Origin of the sequence: Pseudoalteromonas luteoviolacea, from assembly GCF_001750165.1 — a bacterium.
Lineage (GTDB): Bacteria > Pseudomonadota > Gammaproteobacteria > Enterobacterales > Alteromonadaceae > Pseudoalteromonas > Pseudoalteromonas luteoviolacea_G.
In genome coordinates this window covers 1,096,528-1,116,919 of the sequence record NZ_CP015411.1, presented here as the reverse complement: position 1 = coordinate 1,116,919, position 20,392 = coordinate 1,096,528, and the positions used below count along the sequence as shown (strand labels likewise).

The window sequence follows — 20,392 nt, the reverse complement described above, 5'->3', positions numbered from 1 at the left end:
TTCACAGGGTCAAACGCAATTTTCAAGCCGCCAAATAAACTTAAATTATTTTGTCCAGTCTAAAATAACTTTACCAGACTGACCTGAGATCATTGTATCAAAGCCCTTCTGGAAATCATCCACATTAAACTCATGGGTAATGATAGGCTCAAGGTTCAAGCCAGATTGAATTAAACTAGCCATCTTGTACCAAGTCTCGAACATCTCACGCCCGTAAATACCTTTGATAACTAGCCCTTTGAAAATTACCTGATTCCAATCAACGGCCATGTCACTTGGTGGGATACCCAACATCGCTATTTTACCGCCGTGGTTCATGTTATTAAGCATACTATTAAATGCAACCGGTACACCTGACATTTCTAGGCCTACATCAAAGCCTTCAGTCATACCCAGCTCTTCCATCACATCTTCAAGACTTTCGCTTGCAACATTGACCGCCTTAGTAGCGCCCATTTTACGGGCAAGTTCAAGTCGATATTCATTCACATCGGTGATAACAACATGACGCGCGCCTACATGTTTAGCCACCGCCGCCGCCATGATTCCAATTGGGCCTGCACCGGTGATCAAAACATCTTCACCAACTAAATCAAATGATAAAGCAGTATGTACAGCATTGCCAAATGGGTCAAAGATCGATGCTAATTCATCTGAAATATTATCAGGTATCTTGAACGCGTTATAAGCTGGGATAACTAAGTACTCAGCAAATGACCCCTCTCGATTAACACCTACACCAATCGTATTGCGACATAAATGTACTCGACCTGCTCGACAGTTTCGGCAATGTCCACATGTAATGTGACCTTCACCAGAGACACGATCGCCAACAGAAAAGCCTCGCACTTCTTGGCCCATATCTACAATTTCACCAACATATTCATGGCCTACAACCATTGGGGTTGGAATCGTATTTTGAGACCACTCATCCCACTTATAAATATGGACATCGGTGCCACAAATTGCCGTTTTACGGATCTTAATTAGTAAGTCGTTATGCCCCATTTCAGGTTTGGGCACATCGGTCATCCAGATCCCTTCTTCAGCTTTCAACTTGGATAATGCTTTCATAATATTCACTCGTTAGAAAGTAGGTGCGTTGGCACCTAGCAATTAAATCACACCTAAATCTTTACCAATTCGGATAAATGCTGAGATTGCTTTATCTAGTTGCTCTTTAGTGTGTGCAGCTGAAATTTGCGTACGAATACGAGCTTGACCTTTTGGCACTACTGGGAATGAGAAGCCTATTACATAGATACCTTCAGCCAACAATCTATCTGACATTTCAGCTGCTACTTTTGCATCACCAAGCATCACTGGGATAATCGCATGATCCTTACCAGCACACGTAAAGCCTGCCGCTTCCATCTCATTACGGAAGTAAGCTGCGTTTTCCCACAGTTGGTCACGCAATGCTTTGCCGTCTTTAAGCATATCAAGTACTTTGATTGATGCTGTCACAATTGATGGCGCTAATGAATTAGAGAATAAATAAGGACGAGAGCGCTGACGTAACCACTCTACAATCTCTTTTTTACCTGATGTGTAACCACCAGATGCACCACCTAAAGCTTTGCCAAGAGTACCTGTGATAATGTCAACTCTGTCCATTACACCACAATACTCAGCGGTACCTGCACCATTCTCACCAACAAAGCCAACTGCGTGAGAGTCATCGACCATAACAAGCGCATCGTACTTATCAGCTAAGTCACACACTGCAGCTAAGTTACAGATAACACCGTCCATTGAAAACACGCCATCAGTTGCAATTAACTTATTTTTAGCGCCTGCTTCAGTCGCTGCGATCAACTGCTTCTCTAAATCAGCCATATCATTGTTTGCGTAACGGAAGCGCTTAGCTTTACATAAACGTACCCCGTCAATGATCGATGCATGGTTCAGTGAATCTGAAATAATCGCATCTTCTGGACCAAGGATAGTTTCAAACAAACCTGCATTCGCGTCAAAGCATGACGAGTATAAAATCGTATCTTCAGTTTTCAAAAACTCACTGATTTTTTCTTCTAAAGTCTTGTGAATATCTTGAGTACCACATATAAAGCGCACAGATGCTACGCCAAAGCCATGATCAGATAAACCGCTTTGGGCAGCAGCAATCAGATCTGGGTGATTAGCCAAGCCTAAGTAGTTGTTTGCACAGAAATTAATAACGCTTTCACCCGTTGATACAGCGATTTCCGCTTGCTGTTGTGATGTAATAATGCGTTCTTTTTTATATAAGCCTTCAGCTTTCACTTCTTCTATTTGTTGTTGAAGTTGGCTGTAGAATGCCGCTGATCTCATGTAGAGTCTCCATTGGTTGCACGGAGTGTGTACGCCTAATCTTAGCTCTAAGGTAAACACACGACTATGACGCTTCAAATACTGCATGGTTTATTGAACTCAATGCAATTCTGTGTCGATTATATAGACGTTGAAACTCAGACTAAATCAATTAAATGGGTACACACCAAATGAAAAGTCATACTCAAGCCAATTACCCACTTGTTGTATGAATGAGTTAAATTACTTGAGTATATTTTAAAAGGTTCGCAAGCTAAATGCACGAATTGTGATTATCTTGTTTTCTATGAGCGTAAAGCTAAATGGGCGTTAACCTAATTTTTGTGCCAGCTCTGCCAGAGATTCAAAAACAAAATCTGCAAGTGACTCATCCTCTACGGTGAACTCTTGCCCTGAACGTACTAGTATTTTGGTTGCTACGCCTGCCGCACTGGCGGCTTGCATATCGGAAGCTTTATCTCCAACCATAATGCTTTTTGTAGGATCAATATCATGCTCTTCAATTGCTTGTAATAACATACCTGGTTTTGGCTTTCGGCAATCGCAATCACGCAAATACTGCGGTAATGCTTTTTTAGGGTGATGTGGGCAAAAATAAACGCCCGCGATATCAATACCACGCCCATTAAACTGCTCACACATCCACTGCGTTAAGTGCTGGAACTGAGTTTCATCGTAATATCCGCGACCAATACCTGATTGATTCGTCACTACAACAAGCTTATAACCTAACTCTGTAAAGTATTGACACGCCTCAAACACGCCGTCGATAAACTCAAAGTCCTCAATGGCATGCACATAAGCATGATCATGATTGATCACACCGTCTCTATCTAAGAATACTGCTTTAGACTTCATAATTTCTCTTGCTGAACGACTTTGTCAAACATCGCGGTCACATCATCAACACTAATTTGTGCCATTAAATCCGCGCCTTTTACACGAGTACCCCACGGTAACTCACTGACTGGTTTGCCTTTTTGCTTAAGCACATTTTGATGATACACCTCAACAACATATTGCTGATATAAGTATGGTCCTGTTCGTTTTGGGTTTGAATGTGCATACAAACCAATGACAGGTGTACCAACTGTCACAGCCATATGTGCAGGTCCTGTATCTGGAGCAAGCACCAGCTTAGCCTCTTTAAGTACACACAATAATGTTTTTAATCCCGTTTGGCCAACTAGGTTTAAAATATTACACTTAGCCTGTTTGATGATAGCCTGACTTAAACTGGCTTCTAACTCAGTTGGGCCTCCAGTTATAACGACATTAAACCCCTGTCCCGCCGCATAATCTGCAAGTGCAGCGTACCGCTCTGGCAACCAATTTCGCTCCTGTTTACTTGCAGCAGGTGAGATGACAAACACACGGTCTAGACCATGTAAAAGTGATCTTGCCAACTCCTCATCCTCTGCGGTGTAGGGCATTTTCCAAGTTGGCGATTGAGACTCTGTACCAATTGCCTGAGCGAAATGATGAAAACCTTCCAATACATGCGGCTCGGTTTGGCCAGTAATACGTTGATTCACGACCAGCGAATGCAGTTCTTTTGAACGCGCACTATCAAAACCAATTTTTACCTTCGCTGGAATACACATCGCTGCCACATTAGAGCGAAAAGCAACCTGCATATGCAATAGCACATCAAATTGTGCCCCCTTAAAATGCGCTCTAAGATCCTTAAAAGCCGCTTTGCCACGTTTTTTATCAAACACCACAAATTCAACACCAGGTAAATCGGCCAACAACATCGCCTCTACTTTACCTATCACCCAAGTTATTTTCGCTTGAGGATGTGCTCGTTGAATTGCTTGGACAGCTGACACGGCGTGACATACATCACCGATGGCTGATAGCCGAAGCACACAAATGGAAGAAATTGTTTTTGACACTCGCCTTATCCAATCAGTTTAGGAACGCATGATCTTAAATTAATCGTCTCGATTTGCAACACTTGTGCATTTCCCTCTTGAGAAAAAATCGCTAAACTTGCGACATATTTCCTCTTTGCTAGCCACATATGCTCAAAATAGACAACATCGGTAATCATTTTATATTAATGCCACAAAACAGCGTATTAAACATTACTCGCGACTGGTTTGATGTCGAACATTGGCGGCAAAAAGATGCGGTCGTTAACAGTAAGCTTGGCCGCGCTCCAGCTTGGTTTATTCAATATCAACATAATAATATAGCCGTATTAAAACACTATTGGAGAGGCGGCTTAATTGGCAAGCTACTCAGTGATCAGTATCTATTTTTGGGCCTAGAAAAAACCAGAGTATTTAAAGAGTTTAAACTACTCACAGAACTCAAAGAGTTAGAACTGCCAGTGCCTGAACCTATCGCAGCCTATGTTAAGGTGACGTATGGAATTTACCGCGCAGATATATTAACTCAGGCGATCCCTGGTGCACAAAGTCTGTGTGAAAAACTTAAACTTAGCAGCGCTACAAAAGAAGAGCTTATCGCTGTAGGTAATACCATCGCGGATTTTCACCGAAAAGGTGTCTATCATGACGATCTCAATATCAATAACATTCTTTTCGACGACCAAGGTCAAGTCAACTTAATTGACTTTGATAAGGGTGAGATACGTCATATCGAGAGTTCTTGGCAACAGGCTAATATCGACAGATTAGCCCGTTCATTTAAAAAAGAAGCCGGCAAATGGCCGACTTTCTTTTTCGATGATGCAGATTGGCAAACCCTGATAAATGCCTACCATGCACGTCTAAATAATTAACCCTTACTTAAACGCGCTTTCTTAATTACATTCGAGGTTGAGCAACCGTCTAGAAAAGACAATACCTCAACCTGACCACCTTGTGCTAAGACGTGATCAGCTCCAGCGATTTCTTCAACCTTATAATCGCCCCCTTTAACCAACACATCAGGGCTAATGGTCGCGATTAAATTAGCAGGTGTGTCGCCTTCTTCTTCTTTTCCAAAAGGTACAACCCAATCAACCGATGCCAACGCTGAAATCACCATCGCACGCTCGTTTAATGGGTTAATTGGCCTGTCCGCACCTTTTAAGCGAGAAATCGACTCATCATTATTTAACCCAACCACTAAACGGTCTCCCATCGCTTTAGCTTGCGCTAAATAACGCACATGGCCTGCGTGTAAAATATCAAAGCATCCATTAGTAAACACAATTTTCTCGCCATTTTGCTTAGCAAACGAAATGTGCTGTAATACATCTTCAAATGGGGCTTGATAGTGCTCGCCTGTTTCCCTCAAGTATTGACTCAGCTTCGCACTGAGTTCCTCAGGAGAAACTGTTGCAGCGCCCAGCTTTCCAACTACAATACCTGCTGCCAAATTTGCCATTTCTACCGCATCTTTCGCATTCATCCCAGCGCCGAGCATCGTAGTCAATGTGGCGATCACGGTATCTCCAGCGCCTGTTACATCACTCACCTCAAGCACCTGTGCTGAGAAGTCATGCTTATCATCAGCCGAAATCAAAGACATGCCTTGTTCAGAACGCGTCAACAACATCGCACCAATGCCTGCATCAGCGATAAGCTGCCTTGCACTGTTTGTCAATGCTAACTCTGAGCTTGCATCCCCGCCTGCCAATTTAAACTCATTGAGATTTGGCGTAATAAAGTCAGCGCCACGATAAACAGATAAGTCGCTCATTTTAGGGTCAACCAGCACCGTTTTTCCAGCTTGTTTTGCCACGTCAATCATTGCTTTAACATTGGCAAGTGCACCTTTATTGTAATCAGAGAACAAAACATACTCGTATGCATCAATCACTTCCTCTAACTTCTCAGTGAGTAATGCGCTATGCTCAGGTAAGAACTGCTCTTCCATATCCAGCCTAACGACCTGCTGATGACGGCTGATCACACGCATTTTGGCTATCGTCGGCAAAGTATCAACACTAACAAGCTGAGAGTCGATACTCTCATCTTCTAAAATACTATTAAGCTTTCGACCGTTTTCATCTTGACCAATCAAGCCTAATAAACCTACTTTGCCATCCAAGTGTGCGATATTTTTCGCAACATTGGCCGCACCACCCGCTTTATCTTCTAAGCTACTGACTTTTACAACTGGGACAGGTGCCTCAGGAGAGATCCTGCCAGTATCCCCATGCCAGTATCGATCTAGCATCACATCACCCACAACGAGAATTTTAGCGTTATGAAGGTTTTGTAAAGCAGCTAAGTTCATTTACTTTGCTCCGCAATTGAAAGGTCTACAGCCTCGCAAAGCCAATGACCAATAAACATATGTGCTTCTTGAATACGGGCTGTTTCGTCAAAATTAATAATAATTGGTAATCTAGCGATGTCTTTTACTTCACCGCCTTGACGACCAGTTAATGCCACGGTGAAGGCACCAATTTCATTAGCCGCAGCCAATGCTAAATTGATATTCTCACTGGTCCCAGAAGTTGTCAGCCCAATGACCAGATCTTCTGGTTTACACAGCGCCTGAACCTGCCTTTCAAAGACAGTGTTAAAATGGTAGTCATTACTATGCGCAGTTAAAATCGATGTATCTGTTGTCAACGCAATGGATGCCAAAGGTCCGCGTTCTAATTTGTATCGAACAACAAACTCAGCAGCAAGATGCTGTGCATCCGCGGCGCTACCGCCGTTACCAAACCAGATAACCTTTCCGCCCGCAGCAAGCGTTTTCTGACACGCTTCTAAAAGTGCTACCGACTCTTTATGATAATTTGCCATGTTGGTAAATAGTGCCATATGGCGGTCTAAGCTGTCTAAGTAGCTATTCGCAATTTGTTCATTGACTGACATAGTGAACCTTAAATTTCTTACAAGCCCAAAAATAGTGCTAATTCTTAATTATTACCCGTGTATTACCAGTATACATTGACTGACAACCAAGTGTAATTTTCTCCGAACACATCTTTACCCACTGTTAGGCTTGTTTCTAGTTGATAGTCATCGATTTTTCTAGAGTTGGTAAGCTGGATTTCATTTAGCTTTTTATAATCGTATTTAGAATTACCCTGATTATCTACTGTAGTCCACTTTAAGTGCCACAAAGAATCAAAGCTTTCAGCATAGGTAATTTCCACCACTTGACTTTGCGTCGGTTCAGTCGTATTGAATACTCTATGATTACTTGCAAAGTGCCCTAATACGAAGTTATTTATGCTATTGCCTTTAACTGGATATAAGTGATGTACGTACCACATTTCACTTATATCGGAAAACTCATAACGTAAAGAGGTGTTTTTAGTCACTTCAGGAATATAAAAGCCATAATTCGTTACAGAGTTACCAAATAAATAATTTTTATGTTCCCTTGTGTCTTCACCGCCATGTTCAACATACCACTCAATTGGCATATAAAAATCAGTTTTGAAAGATGAAGTCACCGTAGCCCATTGGTCACCTAATTCATTGTCAGAGCCTCCAGTTAGTGCATTGTTATCATTGCCAGCGGGATCAAAAAACGCTTTCAAAACATCTTTACCTGACGCTTTTCTCGGTCCACCACCAAATTGCATCATTCTGTTAATGGCAATTTTCCAGTTTTCGAGAGGTTCAAAACTCAAGTGAGTGCCCGCTAGCTTCGGCGTGCCATCATGCCTTGTTTTTTGATATGAGATCCCTTTTTCAACATGCTCTAATTCAGCATAGAAAAACTCGAAATCAAAGTTCCACCAATTTTTAAGTGGGGAGTTTAGCCCCAAAGAGACAGACAGAGGAGCCTGAGCATTTGTCGAATAGACTTGTGCTGAATGCTTAAAAGGAGAAAACCAATGTTCCTTATAACCTATATTAAGTTGTAAATTCTCTCCACCCAATGCATAAAAAGTATTGTAAGGCACTAACCTTCCAGCTTCGACGCGGTACTCAGCGCCAAACTGAACTAAAGAGCTACCACTACCTCGATAAATACCATCCAATGAAATTTCAGCATATTCGCTTGAATAATTACCTCGGTCATTGGCAATTTGTTGCTCTTCACCTGAGTCCACACGTAATTTTATTCCCCTACGAGTAATTGCATCGGTTTGTAAGTAGGGTGCAATTCGAGCTCGAATGCTCGCTTGCAGTGCAGGGTCTATGTTGCCAAGTTTCACAATGTGTTGGTTAATTTCTGAAATTCTATAAGGCTTGCTCATTGGAGTAACCGCAGTAAGCGTGAACATCTTTTCTATCTGATACTCTAGAATATTATCTTTACCAATCGGAAGATAAGCCGTCGGCATTGCAAACGCCGATTGAGCGACAAAAGACAAAGGTAAAGAAACAGCAAACAACAACTTCTTATAAATTGACAACATTATATTTCTTTCAAAAATAATCAGGGGCGAGCATACTAGCAAATTTAGTGCTTTTGAGCACGTTCCGATATGTGTAAAATTGTTATGGTAATTTCCATTGAGCAACAACCGCGTTAAACTACGCTTTTATTTTTGCCCTGATACTATGACTCGACTTATTTACTCCATCACCTTAATTTTGCTCGCCCCCCTCATTGCGTTCTACTTGTATCAGATCAGAGGTAAGAAAAACCTCGGTTACAGAGCGCATTTTGGTGAACGTTTTGGAGCCATTGACCCGCGTCTGCCCAAAGAGGCCATTATCATTCATTGCGCATCAGTTGGCGAAGTCCTCGCAGCTGCACCGCTCATCAAAAAAGTACGTGAACAACATCCAAATGATTCCATAATCGTTACGTGTAATACACCAACTGGCCGTGATGAAATTACTAAGCAATTCAAAGATTCAGTCCATGTCTGCTACCTGCCAATTGACTTTGGATTTGCAGTTCACCGATTTATAAAAACTCTAAAACCAAAGTTGCTACTTGTGTTAGAAACTGAACTATGGCCAAACCTGTTCTATTATGCCAACAAACACCATTGTCCGGTTGCGGTCGTCAATGCTCGTTTATCAGAGAAATCATATCGAGGCTATCAAAAAGTCGCGTCTTTAACCCGACTTATCATGAGTAACATCACTGTACTTGCAAGCCATAACGAAGAAGATGCACACAGATTTGTCGAGCTCGGCCTGTCGTCACAACGAGTGTCCACAACAGGGTCAATTAAGTTTGATGTCACACTTGACGCACATGATATGCAACAGATGCATGATTTAAGCGCTCAGTTGGGGCTGCGTCCAATTTGGATAGCCGGTTCGACACACCCAGGTGAGCATGAGCAAATCATCGCTGTGCACAAAAAGTTATTAGAAAAGATACCTACCGCTTTATTGATTATCGCGCCACGCCACCCAGAGCAATTTTCGCCAGTCGCTGACTTGTTAAGTGACGCCGGGCTTTGTTTTAGTCGTCGCAGTGGGCCATATAACCCAAACAGCCAAGTACTCCTTGCTGATACCCTAGGTGAGCTTAAGTTTCTGTATGGGTGTGCCCAGATTTCCTTTATAGGAGGGAGCTTAATTGAAAGAGGTGGTCATAATCCTTTGGAGTCCGCTGCAAGTTCAGTCGGTGTATTAAGTGGGCCTAGTACCTATAACTTTTCCCACATTTATCCGCAGCTCATCGCTCAACAGGGCGCACAGATTTGCGCGGATCAATCTGAGTTACTTGCGCAAGTAAGCAAATATTTACATGACCCCAAAGCGACCAAGTTACTTGGAGCACAGGCACATGCTTGTCTAGCACTAAACCAAGGTGCAATAAGTCGCACTCTCAATATTATCGATTCACTATTGGAGCAGTAAATGAGTGAACACATAATCAACACGATGAAAAGCTGGGTGAGTAATGTCATCGTCAAATACAACTTTTGTCCCTTTGCAAGAAAAGAAGTGGAACAAAACGCCATACATTATCACATTAGCGAAGCTGTCACTCATGACGATGCTGTTATGGATATGTTGGAGCAATGTTTTGAGCTGAATCAAAATAAGGATAGAGAAACGACACTGCTCATGTTTTCACATGGCTTTACCGACTTCAACGCGTTTTTAGACTTGGTTGATTTGGCAAATGCGATGCTCTGCGCACAAGGATTTGAGGGAATTTATCAAATTGCTAATTTTCATCCAGACTATGTCTTTGCAGACAGTGATGAAGATGACCCGGCCAATTACACCAACCGCGCGCCCTATCCCACATTACACTTGATCAGAGAGGATAGCATGGCTGCTGCGTTGGAAGCTTATGAAGACCCTGAGTCCATCCCAGACAATAATATTCGCTTGGCTAGACGCAAAGGTGAGGCATTTTGGCAACAATTACTGGCTAGTTGTACTCACAAAAAGTAAATATTAAAAGAGAATAACTGCGTATGTACGCAGTTATTCCTAACTAAGCCTACTTTTTCACCCACTTCCCATTCACTTGAATAAAGTGTCCCGAAGAGGTTTTTTTATAGGTTTTCTCAGCAGCAAGCTTTTCAACCTGTGACAAGCTAATACCGTTTTTCTTCGCCAACTGCTGATACTTAGCTTTGCGCTTTTTATTGATATCGGCGACAAGCTTCTTCACATCGCTTGACCCTTTAATTACTCCCAGATAACCCGCCGCGGTTTCGCCAACCATCCCTTGTGATTTTGCTTCATTTAACGACAGCGCCATCACAGAAAAGCTCATACATGCAGCTGCGATTGTGGTCAGTATAATTTTTGCTCTCATGTTCTCACTCCTTAGAATAATTCGCTTTCATCGCTAAACAAATCGTCTAGCTCTTTGTCAACTTTCACACGAATTTCGTGGTCAACTTTTACATTTAAATTGATGGTAATCGGTTCTTTTGTCTCAACCTGTACTTTATGCGTACAGGCTGAAGTGACCAAAACCAGCATCAAAGTTAGCATCCATTTCATGCCTTCTTGCTCCTATTAGTTTAAAGCTTTTTCAACTTCTTTAGTAATTTCATCGCTCAAGCGTAATGCTCTAAATAGCTGAAAGATATTTTCTTTATGTGTGTAATTAAAGTTAATTGGCTGCCCTTGTTGCTCATTAACTCCGGTTATTTGAACACCTAAGTCAAGCCACCCATCGGCTGTCATATTCACGTCACTTGATAGCTTTTCTATATTCAATCTTTCCAACATACCAAAAGCAGTTTCCAAGCTCGGTTGCTGAGCTTTCAACGCCTCAACTGACTGGTTATTCTCAATACTCAGCAACCCAACATCGATGTTATTAAGCTTACCGCCATGAATTTCTAGTTTTCCATCAATCACAGTTACGGGTAATTGACCATAAACCCGCCCGCTAAGCTCGACACCTGCATTTTTTGCCGCATTGGCAATTACTGCAAGATCCCAGTTTTCAGCTTCGACTAAAAAGCTTTGATCTTCTTTTGACAGACTTACCTGCTCGGCACTAAGCTGACCATCAAATATATACGCACTGATGTTACTCAACATTGGCTGGCCGTCATAAGATGATAAGATGGCTTGAACATTTTCAATGACAGCGCCTGAGCGGATCTCTCGAATACTTATCTGTGACTCCTCAATAATAATGTGATCGGCATGAGCCTGCCCTGTTATAGGCATATTGATACCACTGAGATAATGGGAGTCATACAAAATGCCCCCTTCCTCCAAGGTCATATCAAAAAGGTAAGCGCGCTCAGTCATATCACCTTTTAACTTGGCTGAGATTGTTCCTTCGCTAAGTTGTAGTTTAGGATCAAGCTGCTGAATTATTGGCTGCAGAGTTAAGAAGCTTTGTTCCGGTATGGTCATATCCAGCTCATTCAGCTGTGGCCCGATTTTTTGCTTCGCTAATACCTCTAACTCATCTAGATGAACGACATGCTCTAAATTTAGCTGCTCAGAAAAATGACCCGTAGAGGTCACAACGCCATGCCGAAAAGATAGCTGAGGTGTTGCTACTAGGCCAAGATGCGTTTCTCCATCAAATTGAACTGCCAATTCAGTCTCATTAAGATCGCTGTTAAATATCATGGTATGTGCAAGGTCTTTACCTCGCAGCTGCGCCAGCTTAAACGATCCCACTTCTAGTTCCAGCCCCCCCTTCAACTTGTGTTGTGCATCTAAATTGAGCTGACTCTCGATTAAAACATGTTTACCTGATATACCCTCAAATCGATAACGCTCCGCGCTCATGAATGTTTTCAGTAGGTCCACCTCAAGTGCCTTATTCATCTCTGTTTGAAAGTGACCCATATCCACAGTAAACCGTGCGTCTAAATTCAGATCTGTGTTATCAAGACTAGCCTGCGCTTTTATTAACTCACCAATCGATGTTTGCGTTGATAAGTCTACTTTAATGACTTCACCAAACTTGCCTGTTAAAGAAAAATCTCCTTGGCTAATCATATCTTTGACGATTACTTCATCGACTAAATCCAGCGCGACACCATTTATTAACCAATCTCCTTGAGTTGATAGACTGTTATCTTCAATCTGAAGCTTAGATTGTAGCTCCAGCCAACCCAGCTCAGGGTTGTAATGGCGCACATTTAGGTTGGATGAGAGCGTTTGTTGGGTAATACCAAGCAATAAGTGATTGAGCTCTATTGAAGACATGCCATTGCTGTCACTAAAGCGCAGTTCGGGAATTTCGAGCTGACTCATCGTTGCTGAAAATGGTTTAGGCACGGACAGCTGCCAACTCGCACTCAACACATCTACAGGGAGAGATTGTTGAAGGCGTATCAGTTCCTTGCAAGCTTGACCATTTAAATTTATATCTAACTTCGAGAGATCAATACTGGCACTCAGTGTATTTGCATCAACGTTGCTCGACACGTCTCCACTGAAAAGAGCCTCAACGGGACAACCTTCAACGCTGTTATCTGAAATATTCGCTTGCAGGGTTGCGGCTAAGTCAGCTTGTATACCATCGAATGTGACTGACAATTGTCCTGATAGGCGCTTAATTTGCGCAGGAACATAAGGAGTAAAACCGGTACTTGATAAATTGATATTCAACATGATGTTATCTGACGCCACCGTGACGTGAGCCTGCACATCCCCATTAATGCTAAACGTATTGAGCTCTGTTTCATTGATTGAAACACTTAGTGGATGATGCAGCTGCGGTGATTCGATAAGCGCATTTTTTACCGATAAAAGGGGCCGAGAGTAAAATAAAGGCAATGATAGCTTTTTCAGAGGCTTAGACGACTGCGGTGACGTCTCAGAGGCTTGCTCAATCTTCAGCGTCTGTACTTCGATTAATTCAGGCGTTATGGAGATATGCTCACCGACCACATTGGCTTGTTCATGACTAAAGCACACCTTGCGAATGTGAATTTCAGACAAGCCTGTGACAGACCACTCTAAACAATTTAGCTGACCTTGATCTTGTGTTAAATACAGGTTGGCAACCGCAAGACTTAAAGGCGATCGAAAAATAAAAGCCGTGATCAGTAATAAGCAGCAGCTTATCCCAACGTATACTAAAAAACGTCGCATTCGTTCCTAAACTATTTTCCATCAGAAAGATTAGTTTAAGCCATCATGCACACAATGTAATGTAGAAGAGCGTAAGAAGTTGTAAAATTGGAGAAAGTATCTACCCTTTGTTTGTTCACTTATGGTTTGTGATTACTAAGCAACCACTTATGATGGTGAAGCGCCATTGAGTAACCATAACACATACAAGGCTGCCGAAGTGTAATACCGTTTTTGAACATTAGGTTACCTTTACCGAACTCCGAAAAAAGCAGTGCTCCAACTCCTCTCATTCATTTCTTATTCTAGCACTCTAAGAAACACGACCAAAAGAGAACTAAGTAGCACCACTGAACCAGAAATTGATTTTTCAGCAATAACATATAAGCGCACAATCGCTTGCTAAGTAATGATGTTGCCTTTATTCAATGTAAATAAATTATCAATAAAAATTAGTATATTGGAATACTGTAAAACAACTTATCGAGCTCGCCACTCGCATTTTTTATCTCCACAAGCAGCAAGCCATTATATATTTAAAATGAAGCATGGTGCGACAACAATTTCACCACCCCTCACGCATTATATAATAAAGGTTGTCACCGGTTATTTTTAATGACTCATACTCACAATTAAAACCTTTGGGTAAGAACCGTGAGGTTCTTTCGTCCAGCGTATCCACATTTCTGATGAATCCGAAACCTTTCCAGTTAGAGCAATTGACATCATACTTTGAGTATAAGAGTTATCAGTTTTACCTAAATTAAGCCAACTTGAAACACCCTCGACTTTAATTAATGCTTCAGATGAGCTATTAACATAAACAGCTTTAATTTTTCCATTATACTTCTCTTCGAAACTCGCGAACGAAGAAAAAGAAAAAACAAGAAAAGACAGTAAAATAATTTTTAGCATTTGAGTCTCAATTATAAAAAAGAAAAGAAAATAACATATTAAAATGAAAAATCAACCACCAAAAAAGTGGCTTAAAAAGCTCAAAATACAAACAAATTATCATTGAGCAATAACCTTTAAACCTAGGCACCTTTTCTATAATAAAATTTTATTTTAAATATTAATGATGGCATCATTCACAACAAACAGCTCTCTCCAAGCACGCTATTTGCAATTCGGATCCCATACACATGATATTAATTCAACGAATAAAATATAAATGCGTATAAGAGTCAATTATATTGTTATGAAATATGCATAATTTAACTACAAGCACACTCCTTGGAGATATAAAAATGAAAAAAATCACCTTCTGTGTCGTTGCACTTTTACAGTCATTTTCAATCATAGCCAAAGAACCAACACAACAAGACCCTGCGCAAATTATGTTAATGGGTGTATTCCACTTTGCAAATCCGCAAGCTGATACTGTAAAAACCAAACAAATTAACGTCATGACGCCCGAAAACCAAGCCTATTTGAAGACGCTCGCAAAGCAGATCAGTGAATATAAACCGACTGTGGTACTACTTGAATACAATAAAAAGTATCAAGAGCAAACTCAGCAGGAGTATACACAGTATTTACAGGGGCAATTTACACTAAAAAGTAATGAAATCTATCAACTTGGATTTAGAGTCGCCAAACATGCAGGGCTGAGTCAGGTGCATTTATACGACGAGCAAGAAGTTCACTGGCAATCTAAACCATTGTTTGAGTACATGGCGCAACATGACACTAATACGCAAAAGCATTTTGGCGCATTTATAGCTCAAATCACCCAAGAGATGGAACACAACCAAATGACTAAGTCATTAAAAGAGCTCCTACTAATAAGTAACAGCGCTGAATGGGACAACCTCAATAAATCTTTATACTTTAAAACCAACCATGTGGGTGCAGGAAAAGGCTTTGAAGGCGCAGATGCCGCCGCCAGTTGGTGGCATAGAAACTTCCGTATGTATGCCAATATTCAACAATTTGCGCAACCCGGAGAACGCGTACTGGTCATTGGTGGACAAGGCCACACATCAATATTTAAAGACTTTTTAAAGTTAGACACAGAGCGTCAAGCGGTGGATGTGACAAAATATATTAAATAACAATCAATATAGTTACTGAGAATGCTTAGTCATTATCTTAACAATTATGGGGCTCAAATTTAAAGAGAAAAGGCGACAGAAGTGACCTTTTCTCTTTAACTAAGTTTTAGTCAATGTTATTTCGTGCACAGCGAAACAAGTAAATCCACGGGCTATCCTCTTTCCACTCATTATCAAAGGTATCGCTGCCAAGAGTTAGCTTTCTAAAGGCTACAAAAAAGGCCGCTTTCGCGACCTTTTCTTTAGAGTAATATTTTACTCAATTAACCCACGTTTTTGCGTGCGTTACGGAACATGCGCATCCACGGGCTGTCCTCTTTCCACTCTTATCAAAGGTATCGCTGCCAAGAGTTAGCTTTCTAAAGATTACAAAAAAAGGCCGCTTTCGCGACCTTTTTTTTAGAGTAATATTTTACTCAATTAACCCACGTTTTTGCGTGCGTTACGGAACATGCGCATCCACGGGCTGTCCTCTTTCCACTCTTATCAAAGGTATCGCTGCCAAGAGTTAGCTTTCTAAAGACTACAAAAAAAGGCCGCTTTCGCGACCTTTTCTTTAGAGTAATATATTACTCAATTAACCCACGTTTTTACGTGCGTTACGGAACATGCGCATCCACGGGCTGTCCTCTTTCCACTCATCTGGGTGCCAAGAGTTAGCAACTGCACGGAATACACGCTCAGGGTGTGGCATCATGACTGTTGCACGGCCATCAGTTGATGTAATACCTGTGATACCCTCTGGTGAACCATTCGGGTTGTTCGGGTATTGCGTTGTTGGCTTACCAAAGTTATCAACGTACTGAACTGCGACAGTACCAGACTCAAGTGCCGCCTTAACTGCTGCGTCGTTTGCAAACTCAGCATGACCTTCACCGTGAGATACTGCGATTGGCATACGAGAGCCAGCCATACCTTGGAAAAATACCGACGGGCTTTGCTGTACTTCAACAAGGCTGAAACGTGCTTCAAAACGCTCTGACTTGTTCGTTACAAAACGTGGCCAATGCTCAGTGCCTGGGATAAGCTCTTTCAGAGTTGATAGCATCTGACAGCCGTTACACACACCTAAGCTGAACGTGTCTTGACGCTCAAAGAATGTTTGGAACTGATCGCGTGCCATGTCATTAAATAGGATTGACTTAGCCCAACCTTCACCTGCACCTAGTACGTCACCGTATGAGAAACCACCACATGCTACAAGGCCTTTGAACTCTTCTAGCGTTAGACGACCTTCAAGGATATCACTCATATGCACGTCTACCGCAGCAAAACCAGCACGGTTAAATGCAGCTGCCATTTCAACATGTGAGTTAACACCTTGCTCACGTAGAATTGCCATCTTCGGCTTAGCACCTGTAGCAATGTAAGGCGCTGCTACGTCTTCGTTAAGGTCGAAGCTCAAGTTTACGTTAAGACCTGGATCTTTCTCGTCAAACTTCGCATCAAATTCTTGCTTAGCGCACTCTGGGTTATCACGAAGTGCTTGCATCTTGTAAGTCGTTTCAGCCCAGATAGTACGTAGCTCAGTACGTGTATTTGCAAGTACCGCTTCACCACCACGGTTGAAGATAACTTTATCTTCAGTGTTTAGTGCACCGATAGTGTGGCTGATAGCTGCAATGCCGTTATCAGCTAACACAGCTTCAACTGCTGCAAGGTCGTCGTTACGAACCTGAATCACTGCACCTAGCTCTTCGTTGTAAAGTGCTTCGATGTCAGAGCCTGTTAGGCTATCAAGGTTTACTGTCACACCAGTGCGACCTGCGAACGCCATTTCAGCAACGGTTGTGAATAAACCACCGTCTGAACGGTCATGGTAAGCAAGTAACTTCTCGTCAGCCACAAGTGCTTGCATCGCGTTGTAGAAGCCTTTTAATAGCTCTGGGCTATCAACGTCAGGCGTCTTATCACCAAGCTGCTTGTAAACCTGTGCAAGGCTTGATGCACCCATACGGTTTTGACCGGCACCTAAGTCAACTAGGATCAGGCTTGAGTCACCTTTATCAGTGCGAAGCTGAGGCGTGACTGTTTTACGAATATCTTCTACACGACCAAATGCAGTAATAACAAGAGAAAGTGGCGCGGTAACTTCTTTGTTTTCACCATTCTCTTCCCATTTAGTCTTCATCGACATTGAGTCTTTACCAACTGGGATAGTTAGGCCAAGTGCTGGACATAACTCTTCGCCCACAGCCTTAACTGCTTCGTAAAGACCCGCGTCTTCACCTGGGTGACCAGCTGCTGCCATCCAGTTTGCAGATAGCTTGATGTTCTCAAGACCACCAATGTTTGCGCCTGCAATGTTCGTTAACGCTTCGGCGACTGCTAGACGTGCTGATGCACCATAGTTTAGAAGTGCCGCAGGTGTACGCTCACCCATTGACATCGCTTCACCGTGGTAAGTGTCAAACGCCGCTGCTGTTACAGCACAGTTTGCTACAGGTACCTGCCAAGGACCAACCATTTGGTCACGTGCAACTAAACCAGTTACCGTACGGTCACCAATGGTGATAAGGAATGTTTTCTCAGCAATAGTAGGTAGACGAAGTAAGCGCTTAGCCGCTTCTTCTACATCGATGCTATCTGTTTTAAGTGCTTCACCAGATACTTGCTTTGATTCAACGTCACGGTGCATCTTAGGTGCTTTGCCAAGTAATACTTCAAGCGGAAGATCCACTGGGTTGTTATCGAAGTGACTATCCGCAACAGTTAGGTGACGCTCTTCTGTTGCTTCACCGATCACGGCGTACTGTGCGCGCTCACGCTTACAGATCTCTTCAAAACGTGCGAAGTCTTCTGCCGCTACAGCCAGCACGTAACGCTCTTGTGATTCGTTACACCAAATTTCGTGTGGTGCCATACCCGGCTCATCGTTCGGGATATTACGTAGTTGGAATTTACCACCACGACCACCGTCGTCTACAAGCTCAGGGAATGCGTTTGAAAGACCACCCGCGCCCACATCGTGAATAAATGCGATTGGGTTTTCGTCACCTAGCTGCCAACACTTGTCGATAACTTCCTGACAACGACGTTCCATCTCTGGGTTTTCGCGCTGTACAGAAGCAAAGTCTAAATCTTCGTTTGACTGACCAGATGCCATTGATGATGCAGCACCACCACCCAGACCAATGTTCATCGCAGGACCACCTAAAGCAACTAGCTTAGCGCCTACAGGAATTTCACCTTTTTGAACGTGCTCAGTACGGATGTTACCTAGACCACCTGCAAGCATGATTGGCTTGTGGTAACCACGTACCTCTTCACCATTGTGGCTGTTAACTTTTTCTTCGTAAGTACGGAAGTAACCAAGCAGGTTAGGACGTCCAAATTCGTTGTTGAACGCCGCGCCACCTAGTGGACCATCGATCATGATATCAAGTGCATCAACGATGCGACCAGGCTTGCCGAAGTTTGTTTCCCAGGGCTGCTCAAAACCTGGAATACGAAGGTTAGATACAGTAAAACCAACTAGACCTGCTTTTGGCTTAGAACCACGGCCTGTAGCGCCTTCGTCACGAATTTCACCACCAGAACCCGTCGATGCGCCAGAGAACGGTGCAATTGCAGTTGGGTGGTTGTGGGTTTCAACCTTCATCAAGATTTCAATGTTCTCTTGATTGTAGCTGTACTCGCCTTCTTTATTTGGGAAGAAACGACCTGCTTTAGAACCCTTCATGACCGCTGCGTTGTCTTTATAAGCAGACAGTACGTTTTCTGGGTGCGTTTCAAATGTATTTTTGATCATTTTAAACAGCGACTTAGGCTGCTCTTCACCGTCGATTGTCCAATCGGCGTTAAAAATCTTGTGACGACAGTGCTCAGAGTTCGCCTGTGCGAACATAAATAGCTCGATGTCGTTCGGGTTACGACCTAGTTTTGTGAAGTTTTCTACTAGGTAGTCAATTTCGTCGTCCGCTAATGCAAAACCTTGCTCAACGTTTGCTGTTGCAAGTGCCTCACGGCCACCACCAAGAATGTCAACAGATGACATTGGGCGCGGTTCTTCAACACGGAATAGCTGTCCAGCGCCTTCTAAGCTACTGTGCACCGATTCTGTCATACGGTCATGAAGTAACTTAGCCACATCAGCTAACTGCTCTGCATTTAGCTCGCCCTCAACATAGTAAGCGATACCACGCTCAACACGGTGAACCTTATCTAGACCACAGTTGTTCGCGATGTCAGTTGCTTTTGAAGCCCATGGAGAAATAGTTCCAATGCGAGGCGTCACTAAAATAAGTGTTCCCTCAGGCTTGTGCTCGACGGCGGTAGGCCCATACTTTAATAACTTGCTTAGCTTGTCGAGTTCTGTCTCTGAAAGGTCAGCTGTTACATCAGCAAAATGCATAAACTCAGCATATACGCCTGTAACAGGTAACTCTGCATCCGCGCAGCTTTTAAGGATCTTTTGGACTTTAAAATCAGAAAGTGCAGGTGCACCACGTAGGATTAACATAGATATTTCATCCGGGGTTAAGGATTGAACGATATTTTGGGCCGCTATTATAGTCGAATTGACGCACAGATTTAACTCAAAATTGTCATTTATCGAAAAAAACCCTCTTCACAAATAGGTATATACTTGAGAGCATACGATTAAAAGTTTGAATTTGCTTTTTGAGTACCTAGATATCGTGTGCAAACACACGATATCTCATGAAT

At 42.5% G+C, this 20,392-nt stretch carries 16 protein-coding genes; 4 read left to right on the top strand and 12 right to left on the bottom strand.

From position 1 onward, the window contains the following. Positions 1 to 45: 45 nt before the first annotated feature. The 4 genes from tdh to S4054249_RS04735 all read right to left on the bottom strand — a co-directional run bounded on the left by tdh (position 46) and on the right by S4054249_RS04735 (position 4,211). Positions 46 to 1,074 (bottom strand): L-threonine 3-dehydrogenase, encoded by a 1,029-nt coding sequence (tdh, locus tag S4054249_RS04750; protein WP_046354448.1) that lies wholly within the window; start codon positions 1,072 to 1,074, stop codon positions 46 to 48. A gap of 42 nt (positions 1,075 to 1,116) precedes the next feature. Then, positions 1,117 to 2,313, bottom strand: a complete 1,197-nt coding sequence (locus S4054249_RS04745; protein ID WP_046354449.1) for a glycine C-acetyltransferase — start codon at positions 2,311 to 2,313, stop codon at positions 1,117 to 1,119. 309 nt (positions 2,314 to 2,622) lie between these two features. Further along, positions 2,623 to 3,171: a D-glycero-beta-D-manno-heptose 1,7-bisphosphate 7-phosphatase gene (gmhB, locus tag S4054249_RS04740; RefSeq protein WP_046354450.1), complete on the bottom strand. Its 549-nt coding sequence runs from the start codon at positions 3,169 to 3,171 to the stop codon at positions 2,623 to 2,625. Then, positions 3,168 to 4,211 carry a glycosyltransferase family 9 protein gene (locus S4054249_RS04735; protein WP_419555192.1) on the bottom strand — a complete coding sequence of 348 codons (1,044 nt, stop codon included), beginning with the start codon at positions 4,209 to 4,211 and terminating at the stop codon, positions 3,168 to 3,170. The genes gmhB and S4054249_RS04735 overlap by 4 nt, the downstream gene beginning before the upstream one ends. Positions 4,212 to 4,339: 128 nt before the next feature. Here S4054249_RS04735 and S4054249_RS04730 point away from each other — a divergent pair, with 128 nt between their 5' ends. Next, the gene (locus S4054249_RS04730; protein ID WP_046354452.1) at positions 4,340 to 5,065 is read left to right on the top strand and encodes a 3-deoxy-D-manno-octulosonic acid kinase; all 726 of its coding nucleotides are present in this window, start codon (positions 4,340 to 4,342) and stop codon (positions 5,063 to 5,065) included. Here S4054249_RS04730 and hldE read toward each other — a convergent pair. The 3 genes from hldE to S4054249_RS04715 all read right to left on the bottom strand — a co-directional run bounded on the left by hldE (position 5,062) and on the right by S4054249_RS04715 (position 8,602). Then, positions 5,062 to 6,510 carry a bifunctional D-glycero-beta-D-manno-heptose-7-phosphate kinase/D-glycero-beta-D-manno-heptose 1-phosphate adenylyltransferase HldE gene (gene hldE, locus S4054249_RS04725; protein ID WP_046354453.1) on the bottom strand — a complete coding sequence of 483 codons (1,449 nt, stop codon included), beginning with the start codon at positions 6,508 to 6,510 and terminating at the stop codon, positions 5,062 to 5,064. The genes S4054249_RS04730 and hldE overlap by 4 nt on opposite strands. After that, complete coding sequence (locus tag S4054249_RS04720; protein WP_046354454.1) at positions 6,507 to 7,100, bottom strand: D-sedoheptulose-7-phosphate isomerase; 594 nt, start codon at positions 7,098 to 7,100, stop codon at positions 6,507 to 6,509. Before S4054249_RS04720 ends, hldE begins: the two co-directional genes overlap by 4 nt. A gap of 62 nt (positions 7,101 to 7,162) precedes the next feature. After that, entirely contained in the window at positions 7,163 to 8,602 is a 1,440-nt protein-coding gene (locus S4054249_RS04715; RefSeq protein ID WP_046354455.1) for a capsule assembly Wzi family protein, read from the bottom strand. 145 nt (positions 8,603 to 8,747) lie between these two features. Between S4054249_RS04715 and waaA the strand changes: the two genes are divergently transcribed. Beyond that, entirely contained in the window at positions 8,748 to 10,010 is a 1,263-nt protein-coding gene (gene waaA, locus S4054249_RS04710) for a lipid IV(A) 3-deoxy-D-manno-octulosonic acid transferase (protein WP_046354529.1), read from the top strand. Beyond that, positions 10,011 to 10,556 carry a DUF1415 domain-containing protein gene (locus S4054249_RS04705; RefSeq protein WP_046354456.1) on the top strand — a complete coding sequence of 182 codons (546 nt, stop codon included), beginning with the start codon at positions 10,011 to 10,013 and terminating at the stop codon, positions 10,554 to 10,556. Positions 10,557 to 10,605: 49 nt separating this feature from the next. Here the strand turns inward: S4054249_RS04705 and S4054249_RS04700 are convergent, their stop codons facing one another. From S4054249_RS04700 to S4054249_RS04685, 4 genes are all read right to left on the bottom strand, one after another. After that, entirely contained in the window at positions 10,606 to 10,926 is a 321-nt protein-coding gene (locus S4054249_RS04700; protein ID WP_046354457.1) for a YdbL family protein, read from the bottom strand. Positions 10,927 to 10,937: 11 nt separating this feature from the next. Continuing rightward, the gene (locus S4054249_RS04695) at positions 10,938 to 11,117 is read right to left on the bottom strand and encodes a YnbE family lipoprotein (protein WP_046354458.1); all 180 of its coding nucleotides are present in this window, start codon (positions 11,115 to 11,117) and stop codon (positions 10,938 to 10,940) included. Positions 11,118 to 11,132: 15 nt separating this feature from the next. Further along, positions 11,133 to 13,688 carry a YdbH domain-containing protein gene (locus S4054249_RS04690; RefSeq protein WP_046354459.1) on the bottom strand — a complete coding sequence of 852 codons (2,556 nt, stop codon included), beginning with the start codon at positions 13,686 to 13,688 and terminating at the stop codon, positions 11,133 to 11,135. Between the two features lie 591 nt (positions 13,689 to 14,279). After that, positions 14,280 to 14,582 carry a hypothetical protein gene (locus S4054249_RS04685; protein ID WP_046354460.1) on the bottom strand — a complete coding sequence of 101 codons (303 nt, stop codon included), beginning with the start codon at positions 14,580 to 14,582 and terminating at the stop codon, positions 14,280 to 14,282. 335 nt (positions 14,583 to 14,917) lie between these two features. Between S4054249_RS04685 and S4054249_RS04680 the strand changes: the two genes are divergently transcribed. Further along, on the top strand, positions 14,918 to 15,724 hold the full coding sequence (locus S4054249_RS04680; RefSeq protein ID WP_046354461.1) for a DUF5694 domain-containing protein: 807 nt from the start codon (positions 14,918 to 14,920) through the stop codon (positions 15,722 to 15,724). Positions 15,725 to 16,301: 577 nt separating this feature from the next. Here the strand turns inward: S4054249_RS04680 and purL are convergent. Continuing rightward, positions 16,302 to 20,186, bottom strand: coding sequence for a phosphoribosylformylglycinamidine synthase (gene purL / locus S4054249_RS04675; RefSeq protein WP_046354462.1), 3,885 nt, complete (start codon positions 20,184 to 20,186; stop codon positions 16,302 to 16,304). Positions 20,187 to 20,392 lie beyond the last annotated feature (206 nt).

What these genes read in the sequence shown, in the direction of transcription:
- gmhB (WP_046354450.1), bottom strand. Translation starts at nt 3,171, where the DNA reads ATGAAGTCTAAAGCAGTATTCTTAGATAGAGACGGTGTGATCAATCAT.
- S4054249_RS04695 (WP_046354458.1), bottom strand. Translation starts at nt 11,117, where the DNA reads ATGAAATGGATGCTAACTTTGATGCTGGTTTTGGTCACTTCAGCCTGT.
- S4054249_RS04705 (WP_046354456.1), top strand. Translation starts at nt 10,011, where the DNA reads ATGAGTGAACACATAATCAACACGATGAAAAGCTGGGTGAGTAATGTC.
- S4054249_RS04700 (WP_046354457.1), bottom strand. Translation starts at nt 10,926, where the DNA reads ATGAGAGCAAAAATTATACTGACCACAATCGCAGCTGCATGTATGAGC.
- S4054249_RS04690 (WP_046354459.1), bottom strand. Translation starts at nt 13,688, where the DNA reads ATGCGACGTTTTTTAGTATACGTTGGGATAAGCTGCTGCTTATTACTG.
- S4054249_RS04715 (WP_046354455.1), bottom strand. Translation starts at nt 8,602, where the DNA reads ATGTTGTCAATTTATAAGAAGTTGTTGTTTGCTGTTTCTTTACCTTTG.
- waaA (WP_046354529.1), top strand. Translation starts at nt 8,748, where the DNA reads ATGACTCGACTTATTTACTCCATCACCTTAATTTTGCTCGCCCCCCTC.
- S4054249_RS04685 (WP_046354460.1), bottom strand. Translation starts at nt 14,582, where the DNA reads ATGCTAAAAATTATTTTACTGTCTTTTCTTGTTTTTTCTTTTTCTTCG.
- purL (WP_046354462.1), bottom strand. Translation starts at nt 20,186, where the DNA reads ATGTTAATCCTACGTGGTGCACCTGCACTTTCTGATTTTAAAGTCCAA.
- S4054249_RS04680 (WP_046354461.1), top strand. Translation starts at nt 14,918, where the DNA reads ATGAAAAAAATCACCTTCTGTGTCGTTGCACTTTTACAGTCATTTTCA.
- S4054249_RS04730 (WP_046354452.1), top strand. Translation starts at nt 4,340, where the DNA reads ATGCTCAAAATAGACAACATCGGTAATCATTTTATATTAATGCCACAA.
- S4054249_RS04745 (WP_046354449.1), bottom strand. Translation starts at nt 2,313, where the DNA reads ATGAGATCAGCGGCATTCTACAGCCAACTTCAACAACAAATAGAAGAA.
- hldE (WP_046354453.1), bottom strand. Translation starts at nt 6,510, where the DNA reads ATGAACTTAGCTGCTTTACAAAACCTTCATAACGCTAAAATTCTCGTT.
- tdh (WP_046354448.1), bottom strand. Translation starts at nt 1,074, where the DNA reads ATGAAAGCATTATCCAAGTTGAAAGCTGAAGAAGGGATCTGGATGACC.
- S4054249_RS04720 (WP_046354454.1), bottom strand. Translation starts at nt 7,100, where the DNA reads ATGTCAGTCAATGAACAAATTGCGAATAGCTACTTAGACAGCTTAGAC.